At 67.7% G+C, this 16,721-nt stretch carries 14 protein-coding genes; 8 read left to right on the top strand and 6 right to left on the bottom strand.

The genetic code is table 11. The features are described 5' to 3' along the window. Positions 1–57 precede the first annotated feature (57 nt). The gene (locus tag AC1RHV_RS06370; protein WP_054456225.1) at positions 58–1,938 is read right to left on the bottom strand and encodes a TRAP transporter large permease; all 1,881 of its coding nucleotides are present in this window, start codon (positions 1,936–1,938) and stop codon (positions 58–60) included. Positions 1,939–1,947: 9 nt separating this feature from the next. Continuing rightward, on the bottom strand, positions 1,948–2,967 hold the full coding sequence (locus AC1RHV_RS06365) for a TRAP transporter substrate-binding protein (protein WP_054456226.1): 1,020 nt from the start codon (positions 2,965–2,967) through the stop codon (positions 1,948–1,950). Positions 2,968–3,079: 112 nt separating this feature from the next. Here AC1RHV_RS06365 and AC1RHV_RS06360 point away from each other — a divergent pair, with 112 nt between their 5' ends. The 7 genes from AC1RHV_RS06360 to AC1RHV_RS06330 all read left to right on the top strand — a co-directional run bounded on the left by AC1RHV_RS06360 (position 3,080) and on the right by AC1RHV_RS06330 (position 9,324). Further along, positions 3,080–4,141, top strand: coding sequence for a LacI family DNA-binding transcriptional regulator (locus AC1RHV_RS06360; RefSeq protein WP_054456227.1), 1,062 nt, complete (start codon positions 3,080–3,082; stop codon positions 4,139–4,141). A gap of 114 nt (positions 4,142–4,255) precedes the next feature. Then, complete coding sequence (locus AC1RHV_RS06355; RefSeq protein ID WP_125470654.1) at positions 4,256–5,155, top strand: LysR family transcriptional regulator; 900 nt, start codon at positions 4,256–4,258, stop codon at positions 5,153–5,155. A gap of 101 nt (positions 5,156–5,256) precedes the next feature. Further along, positions 5,257–6,165, top strand: a complete 909-nt coding sequence (locus AC1RHV_RS06350; RefSeq protein ID WP_492300131.1) for a transporter substrate-binding domain-containing protein — start codon at positions 5,257–5,259, stop codon at positions 6,163–6,165. An 82-nt stretch (positions 6,166–6,247) separates the two neighbouring features. Next, positions 6,248–7,003, top strand: coding sequence for an amino acid ABC transporter permease (locus tag AC1RHV_RS06345; protein ID WP_492300129.1), 756 nt, complete (start codon positions 6,248–6,250; stop codon positions 7,001–7,003). After that, entirely contained in the window at positions 7,000–7,683 is a 684-nt protein-coding gene (locus tag AC1RHV_RS06340) for an amino acid ABC transporter permease (protein ID WP_054456230.1), read from the top strand. Before AC1RHV_RS06345 ends, AC1RHV_RS06340 begins: the two co-directional genes overlap by 4 nt. 27 nt (positions 7,684–7,710) lie before the next feature. Next, positions 7,711–8,439 carry an amino acid ABC transporter ATP-binding protein gene (locus tag AC1RHV_RS06335; protein ID WP_175162230.1) on the top strand — a complete coding sequence of 243 codons (729 nt, stop codon included), beginning with the start codon at positions 7,711–7,713 and terminating at the stop codon, positions 8,437–8,439. Positions 8,440–8,463: 24 nt separating this feature from the next. Then, positions 8,464–9,324: a D-amino acid aminotransferase gene (locus tag AC1RHV_RS06330; RefSeq protein WP_460361174.1), complete on the top strand. Its 861-nt coding sequence runs from the start codon at positions 8,464–8,466 to the stop codon at positions 9,322–9,324. A 219-nt stretch (positions 9,325–9,543) separates the two neighbouring features. Here AC1RHV_RS06330 and AC1RHV_RS06325 read toward each other — a convergent pair whose 3' ends face one another. After that, the gene (locus AC1RHV_RS06325) at positions 9,544–10,392 is read right to left on the bottom strand and encodes a class I SAM-dependent methyltransferase (protein ID WP_054456233.1); all 849 of its coding nucleotides are present in this window, start codon (positions 10,390–10,392) and stop codon (positions 9,544–9,546) included. A 125-nt stretch (positions 10,393–10,517) separates the two neighbouring features. On the opposite strand from AC1RHV_RS06325, the gene AC1RHV_RS06320 reads away from it, so the two are divergent. Then, on the top strand, positions 10,518–12,569 hold the full coding sequence (locus AC1RHV_RS06320; RefSeq protein WP_492300128.1) for a transcriptional regulator: 2,052 nt from the start codon (positions 10,518–10,520) through the stop codon (positions 12,567–12,569). Positions 12,570–12,586: 17 nt separating this feature from the next. Here the strand turns inward: AC1RHV_RS06320 and nirD are convergent, their stop codons facing one another. The 3 genes from nirD to AC1RHV_RS06305 form a co-directional block, all read right to left on the bottom strand. Then, on the bottom strand, positions 12,587–12,937 hold the full coding sequence (nirD, locus tag AC1RHV_RS06315; protein ID WP_054456235.1) for a nitrite reductase small subunit NirD: 351 nt from the start codon (positions 12,935–12,937) through the stop codon (positions 12,587–12,589). Beyond that, positions 12,937–15,486, bottom strand: coding sequence for a nitrite reductase large subunit NirB (gene nirB / locus AC1RHV_RS06310; protein WP_492300126.1), 2,550 nt, complete (start codon positions 15,484–15,486; stop codon positions 12,937–12,939). Before nirB ends, nirD begins: the two co-directional genes overlap by 1 nt. Positions 15,487–15,804: 318 nt before the next feature. Next, on the bottom strand, positions 15,805–16,692 hold the full coding sequence (locus AC1RHV_RS06305; RefSeq protein WP_054456237.1) for a LysR family transcriptional regulator: 888 nt from the start codon (positions 16,690–16,692) through the stop codon (positions 15,805–15,807). Positions 16,693–16,721: the final 29 nt, after the last annotated feature.

Raw genomic sequence — 16,721 nt, 5'->3', positions numbered from 1 at the left:
TTTGCGGGAGAGGTTTGAGGATGTCGGGAGGATGCGGCCCGCTGCGGGCCGCGGACCTCACAGGAAACCGATGGAGAACCAGGGGAAGGCAGCGACGATCACCAGGCCCACCAGCAGCGCGGCGACGTAGCCCCAGATCGGGCCTATGCCTTCGTTGGGATCGACGCGGCTGATGGCGCAGGCGCCGTAGTAGCCCACGCCGAAGGGCGGCGCGAACAGGCCTATGCCCATGGCGAAGATCACGACCATGGCGTAGTGCACTTCGTGCACGCCGGCCTGCGCCGCGATCGGGAACAGCAGCGGGCCGAACAGCACGATAGCGGGTATGCCTTCCAGCACGCTGCCCAGGATGATGAAGGCTACGATGGAGACGGCCAGGAAGCCGTAGCTGCCGCCGGGCATGCCGGCCATCAGCTTGGCCAGGTCGCCGGAGAAGCCGGACTGCGTCAGCGCCCAGGCCATGGCGGTGGCGCAGCCCACGATCAGCATGATGGCGCCCGACAACGAGGCGGTCTCGATCAGCATGGGCTTCAAGCGGGCCCAGTCGAAGCGCCGGTAGATCAGCAGGCCGACCACTGCCGAATACACGATGCCGATGGTCGAGACCTCGGTGGCGGTGGCCACGCCTTCGACGACCGCGGCGCGGATCACGAAGGGCAGGGCCACGGCGGGCAGGGCGATGACGAAGAAGCGTCCGATCTCGCGGGCGCTGAAGCGCTGCGCCAGGCTCAGGTCTTCCTTGCGGTAGCGCCACCACACCACCGAGCACAGGGCCAGGCCCAGCACCACGGCCGGCAGCAGCCCGCCCGTGAAGAGCGCGGCGATGGACACGCCGGTCACCGAGCCGATGGTGATGAGCACGATGGACGGCGGAATGGTCTCGGTCTGCGCGCCGGTGGCCGACAGCAGCGCCACCAGGTCGCCGGGTTTGGCGCCGCGCTTCTGCATTTCCGGGAACAGCACGGGCGCGATGGCTGCCATGTCGGCGATCTTGGATCCCGAGATGCCGGACACCAGGTACATGGCGCCGATCAGCACATAGGACAGTCCGCCGCGCACGTGGCCCAGCAGGCTGGCGAGGAACTGGATCATGGCGCGCGCCATGCCGGTCATCTCGATCAGCGAACCCAGGAAGATGAAGAGCGGCACCGCCAGCAGCATCAAATGCGACATGCCCTCGTCCAGCCGGCCCACCATCACCACCATGGGCGTGTTGGTGGTCAGGGCCAGGTAGGAGAACGTGGCCAGCGCGAACGAAAAGGCAATGGGCACGCCCGAGAACACCGTGGCGGCGACGATGCCCACGAAGAAGATCAGCAGGTTCAGCTTGCCCAACGTGGCGAAGAGGGGCTGCGCCACCCAGAACAGCGCGACCACCGCCGCGGCTCCCGCCAGCGCCGCCAGCATTTGCGGCGCGGTCTGGGTGCGCAGGAGGCGCAGCAGCGCCACCACCGCCATCAGTCCCATGCCCACCGGAATCGCGGCGGCGCGCCAGGCGTTGCTCAGCTCCAGCGCGGGCGTGATGATGAAGTGTTCTTCATGCGCGTACTCCACGGCGGGCGCCAGGATCAGCGCCAGGAAGGCCAGCGATGCGGCCAGCGCCAGCGTTTCCAGCTGGGCGCGGCGCGCGGGGCTGACGTTGTTGACCAGCGCAGTCATCCGCATGTGTTCGCCGCGCCGCAGGGCGACCACCGCGCCCAGCATCGACAGCCACAGGAACAGGATGGACGCCAGCTCGTCGGACCAGACCAGCGGGCTGTGGAAGGCGTAGCGCGCGACGACGCCCGCGAACAACACGGCGATCTCGATCAGCACGATGGCCGCGGCCACGTGTTCGACCACGCTGCCCAGCAGCGCGTCTAGGGCGCCGGCGGCGCGGCGCAGCGGATGGGCCGGCAGCGCCTGCGGCGCGGCGTGGGGAGCGGACAGGGAGGACATGGCGCGTCCTCAGGCCAGCTTGCCGACGGCCTGCTCCAGCAGGGTCCAGGCTTCGTTGCCGAAGCGGCCCTGCCATTCCTTGTAGAAGCCGGCCGCGCGCAATTGCTCGCGGAAGCTGTCGGCCGACGGCTGGTTGAACAGCAGGCCCTTGCCCTCCAGGTCCGACTGCACCGAGGCATTGAGCTTTTTGATGTCTTCGCGCTGGGCGAGGCCGGCCTCGTTGATGCCGCGCGCCACCACCGTCTTCAGGTCCTGCGGCAGGCCTTCCCACATGCGGCCGTTGGCGATGAACCAGTAGCCGTCCCAGATGTGGTTGGTGAGCGAGCAGTATTTCTGCACTTCGTACAGCTTGGCCACCTGGATGATGGGCAAGGGGTTCTCCTGCGCGTCCACCACCTTGGTCTGCAGCGAGGAATAGACCTCGCTGAACTGCAGGCTGGCGGGGGCGGCGCCCAGGCCCTTGAACATGGAGATCGGCAGCGAGCTGACCGGCACGCGGATCTTCAGCCCTTCCATGTCGGCGGCGGACTTGACCGGCGCCTTGCTGCTGGTGGTCTGGCGAAAGCCGTTGTCCCACATCTTTTCGAAGGCGTAGAGGCGGCGCTGTGCGATGGCGGCGCGCACGTGGGCGCCCAGCGCGCCGTCCATGGCGCTCCAGACCTGGTTGTAGTCCTTGAAGGCGAAGCCCACGGCATTGATCGCCGCCACCGGCACCAGGGTCGCGATGACCAGTGCGGAAGGGGTGAAGAAGTCGATGCCGCCCGAGCGCACCTGGGCCAGCATGTCGGTGTCCCCGCCCAACTGGTTGTTCGGGAAGATCTTGATGTCCACGCGGCCGTTGCTTTCCTTGAGGATGCGTTCGGCGGCTTCCTGGGCGCGGATGTTCAGCGGGTGCGTGACCGGCAGGTTGTTGCCGTACTTGAGCGTGTAGTCGGCGGCGCGGGCGATCAGCGGGAAGCCCGAGGTCAGGGCGACGGCGGGAACCGCGCAAAGGCGGCGCAGGGCGCTACGGCGTGTCAGCAGCTTCATGGTTGTCTCCATAATCTTGGTTATGATGTTTTTTGATGTGCCACAACAGCGCCAGTACCATGCGGCAGAGTGGACAATAGTGAATCGTTGCCAATATCGTCAAACCTGATTAATGATGGATTTTGATGTGAATCGCATGCCTCCCGAACGCAAGCTCGCGCGTCTGGCCGATGTGGCGGAGCGCGCAGGAGTGTCCACCGCCACGGCCGACCGGGTCCTGAACCGCAGGCCCGGCGTGCGCGCCAGTACCGCCCAGAAAGTCTTCAAGGCGGCCATCGAACTGGACTATCTGCCGGAACAGGAGGTCCGTGCGGCCGCGGCGCCGGAACCCTTGCGGCTGGTGTTCCTGCTGCCGCGCGGCAGCAACCGCTACCTGCGCATGCTGGGCGATACCGTGAGCTATGCGCAGGAGCACTTCGGGCCGCTCAACGCCAGGTGCCAGGTCGAGTACGTGGAGAGCTTCAATCCGGATGCGCTGGCGCAGGCCCTGGCCAAGCACGGCAAGCGCGCCGACGGCATCGCCTTCATGGCGCTGGAGCATCCGGCGGTGCGCGAGGCCGTCAACCTGCTGGCGCAGCAGGGCGTGCCGGCGGTGACGCTGATCTCCGATCTGGCCAACAGCGCCCGCGTGGCCTATGTGGGCCTGGACAACCGCGCGGCCGGGCGCACCGCGGGCTACCTGATCGCACGCTTTATCGGGTCGCGCGCGGCGCACGTGGCGCTGATCGCCGGGTCGCGCCACTACCGCGCCCACGAAGAGCGGGAAGGCGGCTTCCTGCAGCTGTACGCCGAACAGTTCCAGGCCATGCAGGTGGTGGACCTGCGCGAAGGCTACGACGACGCGCAGCGCAACTACGAGCAGACCCGCCAGCTGCTGGAGCAGTATCCGCAGCTGGCCGGCATCTACAACATCGGCGGAGCCTCGGATGGCGTGGCGCGCGCGCTGAAGGAAGCCGGGCAGCAACACCGGGTGGTCTTCATCGGTCACGGCCTCACGCCCGACACCCGCGCGCTGCTGATCGACGGCACCATGGACGCCGTCATCACGCAAAGCCCGATGGAGGCGCTGATGAGCTGCGTGCGCATCTTCTGCAACCTGCGCGACAAGCGCAGTCCGATGAACGGGGTGGAGCTGGCGCGCAGCCAGGTGATCTTCCGGGAAAACCTGCCCTAGACGGAAAAGTCGGGAGTAACCCTGACTGCGGGGGCGTTATGCAAACTATGCATAAGCCCGCCGGGCGCGGTCCCTATACTGCCTCGCATTCACTCTGACGGCGCGGCGGTTGCAATGGATCTACGTTGGTTCCAGGATTTCCTGACCTTGGCGGAATGCGGACAGTTCACCACGGCGGCTGAGCTGCGGCATGTATCGCAGTCGGCATTCAGCCGCCGCATCCAGTCCCTGGAAACCTGGGCGGGCGCCGCGCTGATCGACCGCGGCTGCTTTCCCTTGCGTCTGACGGCGGCGGGCGAACAGTTCCGTTCCAACGCCGCCGAAATCGTGCGCAAGGTGGTGGATGCGCGCGGCGAGGCCGGCGTCACCGGCCATGACGGCGCGGTCCTCAGGGTGGCCATGCCCCATTGCCTGGCAACCTCGCACTTCCCGGGCTGGTGCGTCCGTTGGAAGGAAGAGAGCGGGGTCGAGTCGCTGCGCCTGCATGTGGGCAATGTGCATGATTCGGTCGAGTGGCTGGCGGCCGGCGTGGTGGACCTGCTGGTGTGCTTTCGCCACGCCGCGGAAGACATACAGCTGGATCCGCAAGCCTATATGAGGACCGGCATGGAGCCCGACTTCCTGCGCCTGTTCCGCCCCGCCACGATGCCGGTGGACGAGACCGCACTGTACGACGCCGATTCTGCCGCGCGTTACCCCTATGTGTCGCACGCCCAGGGCGCCTATTTCCGGCGGCTGGTCGACCTGTCTTGCGGCGACCTCTTGCAACGCCCCGTCCTGCAGCGCGTCTGCGAAACCGATTTCGTGGACGGCGCCCGCACGCTGGTCAGCGCCGGCGTGGGTTTGGCGTGGCTGCCCGAGTCCAGCGCCCGGGTGTCGGTGGACGCGGGAGAGATCGTGGCGATCAAGGACAGGCGCTGCGCCGTCCCGATGCAGATCTGCATGTATGCGCGCCGCCAGGGACCAGCCCAAGAGCCGGTGGAGCGCGTGTTCAACCTCTATACCCAACGTTGACTGGCCGCGCCCGAAGCTCCCGCCACGGCAGGGAGACGGGCGCGCTCGGCGGCGAGTCCTGCGCAGCACCCCACAAGTACATGAATCCCAAGGAGAAAAGCATGGCACTTTCCATCAAGGCATTGATCGCGGCATTGACGGTTGCAATGGCAGGCCCCGTCGCGGCCCAGCAGCTGGACGGCACGCTGAAGAAGGTCGCGGACACCGGCGCGATCACCATCGGCCATCGCGAGACCTCGATTCCGTTTTCCTATTACGACGGCAACCAGAAGCCTGTCGGCTACTCGATCGACATCTGCAATCGCATCGTCAGCGCGGTGCAGGCCCGTCTGAAGCGCAGCGACATCCAGGTGAAGTATCTGCCCGTCACCTCCGCCACGCGCATTCCGCTGATGGGCAACGGCACCATAGACCTGGAATGCGCCTCGACTTCCAACACCCTGGACCGCCAGCAGCAGGTGGCGTTCTCGGTCACGACCTTCGTCACCGGCAACCGGTTCCTCAGCCAGAAGTCCTCCAAGTTGCGCAGCGTCGACGATCTGAAGGGCAAGGTCGTGGCCTCTACCTCCGGGACCGCGAACATCCGCCAGATTAACGAGCTGAACGAAAAGCGCGGGCTGGGCATGAGGATCGTGCCCGTGAAGGAACACGCGGAAGGCTTTCTGATGGTCGAGACCGGCCGCGCCGCCGCTTTCGTCATGGACGACATCCTGCTCTACGGCCTGATCGCCAACGCCAAGCAGCCGGACCGCTACGAGGTGTCCGACGAGTCTCTGTCGATCGAACCCTACGCCATCATGCTGCGCCGCGACGATCCGCAGTTCAAGGCGCTGGTGGACGACACCATCAAGACGCTCTATGCCAGCGGCGAGTTCCGGGCGTTGTATGACCGCTGGTACCGCAGCCCGCTGCCGCCCAAGGGCATCAACCTGAACGTGGCGATGAGCGAGGCGCTCAAGCGCGTGGTCGCCACGCCCACCGATTCGGGCGATCCCGCCGCCTACCGCTAGGCCCGGAACCTGCCGCAATACGCCGATGCGCGGCCCCGCCCCGGGGGCCGGGACCGCGCGCGGCCTGATCATCGAGAAAAGCATGGCATATCAATGGAATTGGGGCGTGCTGCTGGCCCCGTCGCCCGATGGCGGGCAAACCTATCTGCAAACCCTGCTGGACGGGTTGAGCGTGACGGTCAAGACCGCGGCGCTGGCGTGGCTGATCGCGCTGGCGCTGGGCCTGGCGGTCGGCGTCGCGCGCACGCTGCCCTACCGCGGGGTGCGCGCGGCGGGGGCCGTCTATGTGGAAGTGTTCCGGAACGTCCCGCTGATCGTGCAGATGTTCCTGTGGTACTTCGTCTTGCCGGAGCTGCTGCCTGCCGCGGCCGGAGACTGGATCAAGCAGTTGCCCGACGCGTCCTTCTACACGGCGGCGCTGGCCATCGGCATGTACATGTCGGCGCGCATCGGCGAACAGCTGCGCGCCGGGATCGAGGCCCTGCCCAAAGGGCAGCGCAACGCGGGCCTGGCGCTGGGACTGACCTTGCCCCAGCTGTACTGGCACGTGCTGTTGCCGAATGCGCTGCGCACGGTCCTGCCCACCATGACTTCGGATTGCCTGAACACCATCAAGAACACTTCGGTGGCGCTGACCATCGGGCTGGCGGAACTGACCGCCCAGGCCCATGCGATGCAGGAGTTTTCGTTCCAGGTGTTCGAGGCGTTCCTGACCGCGACCATGGCCTATCTGGCGCTCAACCTGATTGTGATCGTGGTGATGCGGGCGCTCGAATACAAGTTGCGCATTCCGGGGCGCGCAGTCGGCGGGCGTGCGGCGAAAGGGGGCAGGGCATGACGGATTTCGACCTGCAAGCCATCGTCGACGCGCTGCCGTACCTGATCCTGTCGGGCCTGCGCTTTACCTTGCTGCTGACCTTCACGTCGACCGTGGGCGGCCTGCTGCTGGGCACCTTGCTGGCGATTGCGCGGCTGTACGGCGGCCGTCTGCTGGCCTGGCCCGCCACGGTGTATGTGAACCTGTTCCGCTCGCTGCCGCTGGTGCTGGTGATCTTCCTGATCTATTTCATCCTGCCTTACGCATTGCAGGCGGTTACGGGGGCTGAGCGGCCCATCGTGCTGGGCGCCATGGGGTCGGCCTTCATTACCTTCATCCTGTTCGAGGCCGCGTATTTCTCCGAGATCATCCGGGCAGGCGTGGGCAGCGTGGGGCATGGCCAGTATGCGGCGGGCAGCGCCCTGGGCCTCACCCACGGACAGGTGCTGCGCAAGGTGATCCTGCCGCAGGCGTTCCGCAACATGCTGCCGGTGCTGCTGACGCAGGTGATCGTCATCTTCCAGGAAACGGCGCTGGTCTATGTCCTGTCGCTCACGGATTTCCTTGGAGCCGCGACCAAGATCGCGCAGCGCGACAACCGCCTGGTGGAGATGTACATGCTGGTGGCGCTGGTGTTTTTCGTGATCTCGTTCACCGCTTCGCGCGGCGTGCGGGCGCTGCGCGCCCGGATCGGGGCCTGAAGCTGTTTCCATGAGGAGTCTACATACATGATCGAGATCGAACAGGTCGGCAAGCGCTACGGCGATCTGCCGGTGCTCAAGCAATGTTCGCTGCGCGTGCGGCGCGGCGAGGTCGTGGTGGTCTGCGGGCCGTCCGGGTCGGGCAAGTCCACGCTGATCAAATGCGTGAACCGGCTGGAACCCTTCGATGCGGGCCGCATCGTGGTCGACGGCACCGACGTGGGCGCGCCCGGCACGGACCTGCCCAAGCTGCGCGCCCGCGTCGGCATGGTGTTCCAGCATTTCGAGCTGTTCCCGCATCTGACGGTGCTGGAGAACGTCTGCCTGGGGCAAGTCAGCGTGCTGGGCCGCAGCCGCGCGCAGGCTTTGGAGAAGGCGGCCACGCTATTGGAGCGCGTCGGCGTGGCGGCGCATGGCGGCAAGCATCCGGGACAGCTTTCGGGCGGCCAGCAGCAGCGGGTCGCGATTGCGCGGGCGCTGGCCATGGACCCGGTGGTGATGCTGTTCGACGAGCCGACTTCGGCGCTGGATCCGGAAATGATCGGCGAAGTGCTGGACGTAATGACGGGGCTGGCGCGCGACGGCATGACCATGATGGTCGTCACGCACGAAATGGGATTCGCGCGCCGCGTCGCCGACCGCGTCGTGTTCATGGAGTCCGGAGAGATCGTCGACGACGCCAGCGCCGAGGCGTTCTTCGGCAACGCCGCGTCGGCGCGCTCGCGCGCCTTCCTGTCCCGCATCATCAGCCACTGATTTCCCTTACCCACAAGAACTTCCATGTCCTCCATTTTCCATATCAACGGCAGTCTTGTTCCGGCCGAGCAGGCCGTCATCCCGGCGCTGGACCGGGGCTTTCTTTTTGGCGACGGCGTCTATGAGGTGATCGCGGTGATCGACGGCCTGCTGCTGGAGTTCGAGCGGCACGCCGCCCGCCTGGCGCGCAGCCTGGCCGAAGTCGGCATCCGCAATCCGCTGCCGCGCGACACGCTGCTGGCGCGTTGCCGCGAACTGGTGGTGCGCAACGGCTTGCGCGAAGGGTCCGTCTATGTGCAGGTGACGCGCGGCGCGGACAGCAAGCGCGACTTCGCTTTTCCCGCCGACGTCGAGCCCACCGTGATGATGTACGTCAGCCAGAAGTCCTTGCGCGTGAATCCGCTGGCGGAATCTGGCGTGCGGGTGGCAAGCGTGCCGGACATGCGCTGGCAGCGGCGCGACATCAAGAGCGTGTCGCTGATCGCCCAGGTGCTGGCCAAGCAGGCCGCGCAGGGCGCGGGCGCGTTCGAGGCGTTGATGGTCGATGCCGACGGCGTGGTGACGGAAGGCTCGTCGTCGAGCGCGCTGCTGGTGGATGCGCAAGGACGGATCGTGGTGCGGCCCTTGTCGCGCGAGATACTGCCGGGCTGCACGCGCGCCGCGGTGCTGGCGTTGGCCGCCAAGCGCGGGGTGGCGGTGGAAGAACGCAAGTTCACGCTGGACGAATGCCGGCGGGCGACGGAGCTGGTGTTGACGTCGGCATTGCACTTCGTGCTGCCGGTCATCGAGCTGGACGGCCAGCCCATCGGCACGGGCCGGCCCGGACCCGTGTGCCGCGAGCTGCGGCAGCTGTATATGGAGTACGCGCTGGCCTCGGCGCTATAGCGGCGCGCGAGCCATGGCGGGCGTATGATTCCGCATAAGGGCTCGCACCCCGTCCGGCAATGGCCGGCACGCCATTGCCTACCTCATCGTATGGTTGCTCTACATCGGCCGCCCGGGCCATTCCGCGGGCGGCCGTGAAGGCGTTGCGCCATGGATCGCTTCCCGTCCGCTGTCCGCGTGGATGGCCCGGACCGGCCCAAGCCAGGCATCAAGGTCCGGTCACCGGCGCGTCACCACGATCTCCAGGTATTCGCTGGGTACGACCATCGTGCCATCGCCAGAGCGGTTATACCGGTCTATTTGCACCATGAGGTCGCTGGTCAGCGTGGCTTGCGCCGCCGGGTCCAATGCGCCGAACGCCTTGAGCAGGGGGCCGTAGTAGGTCTTGAAGACCTGCAGCCAGTGTTCCGGGGAGCGGTAGCGGAACACGAAGTGGCGGGGCTCGGCCTGGATCGACGAGGCATGCGGACCGAACATTTCGTCGATGCGCGCCCGGGTGCCCCACAGCGCCGGCGACTTGACCCCGGCGGGCGGCGGCAGATGCTTGCCGATGGTCTTGAAGACCTGGCCGATGAAACCGTCAGGCGTCCAGTTGGCCAGGCCGATCTTGCCGCCAGCGCGGCAGACGCGGACCATTTCGGCGGCCGCCTGGTCCTGGTCGGGGGTGAACATCACCCCGAAGGTCGAGACGACCGCGTCGAATCCGCCATCCGGGAACGGCAGGGCCTCGGCGTCGGCTTCCTGGAATTCGATCTTCAAGTGCTCGGCGGCGGCGCGTTCGCGGCCGCGTCCCAGCAGCGCGGGCACATAGTCGGTCGAAACGACATCGCACCAGCGGCGGGCGGCGGCCAGCGAGGCATTGCCGTTGCCGGCGGCGACATCAAGCACCTTCTGTCCGGCGCGGACGTCCAGCGATTCGCACAGCTGTTCTCCTACGATCTGCAGCGTGGTGCCGACTACGGCATAGTCCCCGGAAGCCCAGGTGCCCTGCTGGCGTGTCTTCAAGGCGGCCAGGTCGGGCTGCGCGGAATCGCGCACGGGGCTGGTGGCGAGGGAGGAAATGGACATGGTCTGTCTCCGTTAAGGCTCTGTGTATGCGGCAGTGCGCGATGCGGGCCTGCCGGGGAACCGCAACCGGCGCCGCGCGGGTTTGCGTGTGCCGTGCTTCCCGGAATCCAAGTTAAGAGCGGGCCATGGAGGCGGGCGTGGTAGCCGGCGTGGAATCGGCCGAGGGTTCGGCCGGCCCCGCGCAGCCGTCCGGTTCCGTCGCCGGCGGCGAGGTCCGGTTGCGCCTGCTCGGACCCATGGCGATCAGCCGGGCGGGCACGGCCCTGGCGCTGCCGCCGTCGCGCAAGCTGCGCGCGCTCATTGCCTATCTGGCGTTGGCCCCGCATCCCGTGCAACGCGCGCATCTGTGCGAACTGCTGTGGGACGTTCCCAACGATCCGCGCGGCGAGCTGCGCTGGTGTCTCAGCAAGGCCAGGACTCTGCTGGACGAGCCCGGCCGGCGCAGGGTGGAGACCGTGCAGGACACGGTGAGGCTGGACCTCGTCGACTGCCACGTCGACGCCATCGAAATCGGCAGCGCGATGCAGCAGGGCATCGCCCAGCTGGACTGCGGGCGGCTGCAAGCGCTGGCCGCGCTGTTTTCGGGCGATTTCCTCGAGGGGCTGGAGATCGACCGCAACCCCTTTTTCAACAACTGGCTGACCGCGCAGCGCCGGCGTTTGAGGGCCTGCCATGCCGCGGTCCTGGAACATCTGGCGGCCAGCCTTCCGGCAGGGTCGGGCGATACCTTCGCCTGCCTGGACAAGTGGCTGCAGCTCGCGCCCTTCGACCGGCGTGCGCATGAGCTGCTGCTGGGCTTGCTGGCGCAGCGCGGTCAATGGCGCGAAGGCGAGGAGCATCTGGCCGCGGCGGTCCGCGCCTTCGAGGCGGACGGGCTGGACTGGCGGCCCTTGCGCGATACGTGGCGGAATCTGAGGGGGCGGGCAAGCGAGACGCCGCGGCTCGAGGCGGCGCCAGGAGCGGCGTCAGAGGCGGCGTCCGCGGAGCGCGCGGGCCGCGCGTCGATCGCGGTGATGCCTTTCGTGGACCGCTCGGCGCAGGCCGGCGTGCGCGGCGGGCTGGCCGATGGACTGGCCTATGACATCATCACCCGGCTGGCCAAGCTGCGCAGCCTGTTCGTCATAGCGCAAGGCACGGTGTTCGCGCTGGACCAGCGCAACGTGGGACCCGACGAGGCCGGCCGCACGCTCAATGTGGACTATGTCGTGAGCGGGTGGCTGCAGCGTCGGCAAGACCGCATCGCCGTAGCCGTTGAACTCATAGAAGCCCGGACCGCGCGCATCGTGTGGGCGGACGTCTACGACCGGCAGCTGGACGATGCCCTGTTGGCCCTGGACGAAATCGGCAACCGGATCGTGGCCGCCATCGACATCGAAATCGAGGCCGCCGAGCGCAACCGGGCCATTCTGAAGCCGCCGAACTCCCTGGACGCCTGGCAGGCCCATCACCGCGGCCTGTGGCATATGTACCGCTTCAACCGCGCCGACAACGAGCAGGCGCGGCACTTTTTCGAGATGGCCTTGAGGCTCGATCCGACGTTCTCGCGGGCCTACGCGGGCTTGTCATTCACCCATTGGCAGGACGCGTTCCAGCGTTGGGGCGAGCAGGCGCCGGCCATCGACATGGCGTTCGAAGCCGCCGGCCAGGGCCTGATCGCCGATGACCGCGACCCGGCGGCGCATTGGGCCATGGGCCGGGCGCTATGGCTGCGCGGCAGCCAGGATCAATCGCTGGCCGAGTTGACGCGCGCCGTGGATTTGAGCCCGAATTTCGCCCTGGCGCACTACACCCTGGGCTTCGTCCATTGCCAGTCGGGCGACGCCGAGGCCGCGATAGGCTCGTCCGACCATTCTCGCGACCTGAGCCCGTACGACCCGCTGCTGTTCGGCATGCTGGCCGTGCGCGCATTGGCGTTGGTACGCCTCGGCCGGTTCGAGGAAGCCGCCGGCTGGGCGCTGAAGGCGGCGGCCCGCCCCAACGCCCATGTGCACATCCTGGCGATCGCGGCCTGCTGCCTGGCGATAGCCGGCAAGGACGATGAGACCTCCGGCCTGCTGGCCGCGATCCGCAAGACGCATCCCTCATACTGCGTGGACGACTTCCTGGCGGCCTTCCGCCTGGCCGGAGATGCCGAGGCGCTGTTCAGGACGGGCGCCCGGCGCATCGGGCTGGGCTGAGCCGGCGGCGTTGCGTTTCAGGCGATCTCCACCGCATCGCCGTTCAAGCGCGCCCGCCAGGTCCGCAGCCGTTGCTCCGGGTACTGCACGCACGCGCCGTCGGCGAGCCGGAAGTGTTGCTTGTAGAGCGGCGAGGCCACGACGAGTTCGCCGCCTACGTGGCCGACGATGCCGCGGCCGATGACGTTGGCGCCGGACTTGGGGTCGCGGTTATCGATCGCATAAACGCCGTCGCCCGCGGCTTGCGGCACGTAGAACAAGGCAATCTGCGCGCCATCCACCAGCGCCACCACGCCGGAATTTGGCACCAGATCTTGGCGCCGGCAAACCGGTCGCCAGTCTTGGGATTCGTGGATCAGGGCGTCCATCAGGCAATCTCCTCGGTAATGGCGATGACGCGCGCGGGAGCGGGTCGGGGCTGGCCGCGTTCCCGCACGAACCGGATGCCGGGGTCGGCGCTGGCGTCGTTGACGAAGGTGCGGAAGCGCTTGAGCTTTTCCGGATCGTTCAGCGCGTTGGCCCATTCGCATTCGTAGCGGTCGACCACCAGCTGCATCTGCGCTTCCAGCTCCGCGCACAGGCCCAGGCTGTCCTCCAGCACCACCTGCTTCAGGTAGTCCAGGCCGCCCTCCAGCGATTCGCGCCAGACCGAGGTGCGCTGCAGCTTGTCGGCGGTGCGGATGTAGAACATCAAGAGGCGGTCTATGGTGCGGATGAGGGCGGCGTCGTCCAGGTCGGTGGCGAACAGCTCCGCGTGCCGCGGGCGCATGCCGCCGTTGCCGCAGACGTAGAGGTTCCAGCCGTTTTCGGTGGCGATGACGCCGATGTCCTTGCTCTGCGCCTCGGCGCATTCGCGGGTGCAGCCGGATACTGCGAACTTCAGCTTGTGCGGCGAGCGCAGGCCCTTGTAGCGGTGTTCGATGTCCAGCGCCATCTTGACGCTGTCCTGCACGCCATAGCGGCACCAGGTGCTGCCCACGCAGGACTTCACCGTGCGGGTGGACTTGCCGTAGGCATGGCCGGTCTCGAACCCGGCGGCGATCAGTTCCGCCCAGATGTCCGGCAGCTCGTGCAGTTGCGCGCCGAACAGGTCGATGCGCTGGCCGCCGGTGATCTTGGTGTACAGCTGGTACTTCTTGGCGACCGCGCCGATGGCGATCAGGCCGTCGGGCGTGATCTCGCCCGCGGGTATGCGCGGCACCACCGAATAGGTGCCGTTCTTCTGCATGTTGGCCATGAAGGTGTCGTTGGTGTCCTGCAGCGGCACCAGATGGGGATCCTGGATCGGGCGGTTCCAGCACGAGGCCAGGATGGAGCCCACCGCGGGTTTGCAGATGTCGCAACCCTGCTGGCCGCGCCCGTGGCTGGCCAGGAGCTCGTCGAAGGATTCGATGCCGTTGACGCGCACGATGGCGTACAGCTCCTGGCGCGTGTGGGGAAAGTGTTCGCACAGGCTCTTGTCCACGGCCACGCCGCGGCTGGCCAGTTCGTGTTCGACCACCTGCTTGAGCAGGCTGGCGCAGCCGCCGCAGCCGGAAGCCGCCTTGGTGCAGCCCTTGACCGCGGCCAGGTCGGCACAGCCGCCGTCGATCGCGGCGCAGACCGCGCCCTTGCTCACGTTATGGCAGGAACAGATGGTGGCGGCGGCGGGCAGCGCATCCACGCCCAGGAGCGGCGCACCCTGGCCCTGCGGCAGGATCAGGCTGGCCGGGTCCGCGGGCGGCGCGATGCCGTTCTGCACGTATTGCAGCAGCGTGTCGTAGTAGCTGTTGTCGCCCACCAGCACCGCGCCCAGCACGCGCTTGCCGTCGGCGGACACCACCAGGCGGCGGTAGCCGGCGCCGGCTTCGTCGATGTAGCGGTAGCTGCGCGCGCCGGGCGTGGCGCCGTGGGCGTCGCCGATCGAGCCCACGTCCACGCCCAGCAGCTTGAGCTTGGTGGACATGTCGGCGCCGCTGAATGTCTGCTGGCCGCTGCCGCACAGCGCCGCCGCCACCGTGCGCGCCATCTGGTAGCCGGGCGCCACCAGCCCGAACACGCTGCCGTTCCAGGCCGCGCATTCGCCGATGGCGTAGATGTGCTCATCGCTGCTGCGGCACTGATCGTCGATGGCCACGCCGCCGCGCTCGGCCAGCGTCAGCCCGGCCTTGCGCGCCAGCGCCACCTGCGGCCGGATGCCGGCCGAAAACACGATCAGGTCGGTTTCCAGCGGCGCGCCTTCGGCAAAGCGCATGCGGTAGCGGTACTGCGTGCCGGGCTTGATGTCCTGGGTGGCGCGCGACAGGTGCACGCCCACGCCCAGCGCCTCGATGCGCGCCTTGAGCGCCGCGCCGCCTTGCTCGTCCAGCTGCACCGGCATCAGGCGCGGCGCGAATTCGACCACGTGCGCCTCCAGCTTCAGCGACTTCAGCGCATGGGCGGCTTCCAGCCCCAGCAGGCCGCCGCCCACCACCACGCCGCGGCGCGCGCCGTGGGCGGCCGCGCGGATCAGGTCCAGGTCGTCGAGCGTGCGGTACACCAGGCGCGATGCGCCTTCCGCGCCCGTGATCGGCGGCACGAAGGGGTAGGAGCCCGTCGCAAGTATCAGTTTGTCGTAGGCGCCGCGGCCGCGCGCGGTCACGATCTCGCGCCGGCGGCGGTCGATCTCCAGCACCGGCGTGCCCAGGTGCACGGTCACGCCTTCCTGTTCATACAGCGCCGCGTCGCCCAGCGCCATCGATTCGGCGTCGCGTCCGTTCAGGTATTCGGACAGGTGCACGCGGTCGTAGGCGCGGCGGCTTTCCTCGCCGTAGACGTGGATGCGGTAGCGCGCAAGCGCGCCGCCGGCGATGAGTTGTCCGACGCAATGGTGGCCCACCATGCCGTTGCCGATGACGACGAGGGTCTGCAGAGAATCGGATGAGGCCGCTACTTTCATGGGATGTCCCCGTGGGCTTGGGTATTCGGGTTTCAGAAAACGCAAAGGCGCCCTGGACCTTGCGGTCGGGGCGCCATTGCCGTTACTGCTCTAGTTGTCTCGCCGGCCTTGCGGCCCGCGCATGAATCATCAAGCAAAGTCCATGCCAGGGATGCCGGCGGTCAGCGGCGCGAGTGGGCGCGCCGGGCGCTTCATAGGGAAAGCGGCCTCAGGATCGCTTTTGCGGCCGCGTCGCGCGTCGCACCGCCCCGGCCGGCGTGCATCAAGGCGGTGCATATTCCTGTGCGGCGCCGCACCCGTTTGGCGCAGCGCAGCGGTCTAGGCAAACGCCGCCTGGACGGCGGCGAAGGCAGCGGCGACCAGGGGATCGCTGCGGCGGGAGGCCTGGGTGATGAAGGCGAGTTCGGCCTGGATCGCCAGGCCCTTGACCAGCACCAGCCCGCTGGCCTGGGATTCGCGCAGCGCGACGGAGTCGCGCGCCAGCGACAGGCCCACGCCCGAGCGCACCAGGTCCAGCATCGACGCTTCCTGGTCCACTTCGGCCACGGCGTTGGGCGCGACGCCCAGCGCGTCGAACTTGTCCGACAGCAGCCGGTGGTGCACCGAATCCGGCGGCGTCCAGATCCAGGGCAGGGCGGCGATCGCGGCCCAGTCGCGGCCGGCCACCTGCGCGCCCCAGCCCTTGGGAGCCACGACGAAATAGGCGAAGGAGGCGAGCGGCATTGCTTCAAGCCCGGCGGGCGCCGCGTCACGTCCTTGCGGGCCGAGGGAAAAACCCACGTCCAGTTCGCCCGCCCGTACCTGTTTCGCCACCGATCCGGACATGCCGTGGCGCAGGGTGGGGCGGATCTTGGGATAGTGCTCCACCAGGTATTGCAGCGTGGCGCCCAGGCGCAGGAATTCCGGATCGAGGATGGTGCCAATGCGCAGATCGCCCTGGACGGTGTCGCGCAGGGCGCCCAGGGCGCGCTGGAAGTCGTCCAGCGCGTCCAGGATGCGCTGCGCCGAAGGCAGCAGCGCGCGGCCGTCGGCATTGGGCGCCAAGCCTTGGGCGGTGCGCGAGAACAAGGTCAGGTCCAGCGATTCCTGGAAGTTCTTCAACTGCAGGCTGAGCGCGGGCTGGGTCAGGTGCAGATGCTCGGCCGCGCGCGTCAGGTTGCCCTCGCGGGCCACGGCGGCAAAAGTGCGGATGTGCTTCAGGTCCATGGGGCGGTTCCCGGAGTAGGCGGCGAGCA

This window comes from Achromobacter sp. GW823-FHT04E03 (assembly GCF_058796095.1).
This window is presented reverse-complemented; position numbering and strand designations above follow the sequence as displayed.

Excerpts from the sequence above, each read along its gene's own strand:
- AC1RHV_RS06330 (WP_460361174.1), top strand. The coding sequence starts at position 8,464 with ATGTCCTCCATTTTCCATATCAACGGCAGTCTTGTTCCGGCCGAGCAG.
- AC1RHV_RS06340 (WP_054456230.1), top strand. The coding sequence starts at position 7,000 with ATGACGGATTTCGACCTGCAAGCCATCGTCGACGCGCTGCCGTACCTG.
- AC1RHV_RS06325 (WP_054456233.1), bottom strand. The coding sequence starts at position 10,392 with ATGTCCATTTCCTCCCTCGCCACCAGCCCCGTGCGCGATTCCGCGCAG.
- AC1RHV_RS06355 (WP_125470654.1), top strand. The coding sequence starts at position 4,256 with ATGGATCTACGTTGGTTCCAGGATTTCCTGACCTTGGCGGAATGCGGA.
- AC1RHV_RS06365 (WP_054456226.1), bottom strand. The coding sequence starts at position 2,967 with ATGAAGCTGCTGACACGCCGTAGCGCCCTGCGCCGCCTTTGCGCGGTT.
- AC1RHV_RS06345 (WP_492300129.1), top strand. The coding sequence starts at position 6,248 with ATGGCATATCAATGGAATTGGGGCGTGCTGCTGGCCCCGTCGCCCGAT.
- AC1RHV_RS06350 (WP_492300131.1), top strand. The coding sequence starts at position 5,257 with ATGGCACTTTCCATCAAGGCATTGATCGCGGCATTGACGGTTGCAATG.
- AC1RHV_RS06335 (WP_175162230.1), top strand. The coding sequence starts at position 7,711 with ATGATCGAGATCGAACAGGTCGGCAAGCGCTACGGCGATCTGCCGGTG.
- nirB (WP_492300126.1), bottom strand. The coding sequence starts at position 15,486 with ATGAAAGTAGCGGCCTCATCCGATTCTCTGCAGACCCTCGTCGTCATC.
- AC1RHV_RS06370 (WP_054456225.1), bottom strand. The coding sequence starts at position 1,938 with ATGTCCTCCCTGTCCGCTCCCCACGCCGCGCCGCAGGCGCTGCCGGCC.
- AC1RHV_RS06305 (WP_054456237.1), bottom strand. The coding sequence starts at position 16,692 with ATGGACCTGAAGCACATCCGCACTTTTGCCGCCGTGGCCCGCGAGGGC.
- AC1RHV_RS06320 (WP_492300128.1), top strand. The coding sequence starts at position 10,518 with ATGGAGGCGGGCGTGGTAGCCGGCGTGGAATCGGCCGAGGGTTCGGCC.
- nirD (WP_054456235.1), bottom strand. The coding sequence starts at position 12,937 with ATGGACGCCCTGATCCACGAATCCCAAGACTGGCGACCGGTTTGCCGG.
- AC1RHV_RS06360 (WP_054456227.1), top strand. The coding sequence starts at position 3,080 with ATGATGGATTTTGATGTGAATCGCATGCCTCCCGAACGCAAGCTCGCG.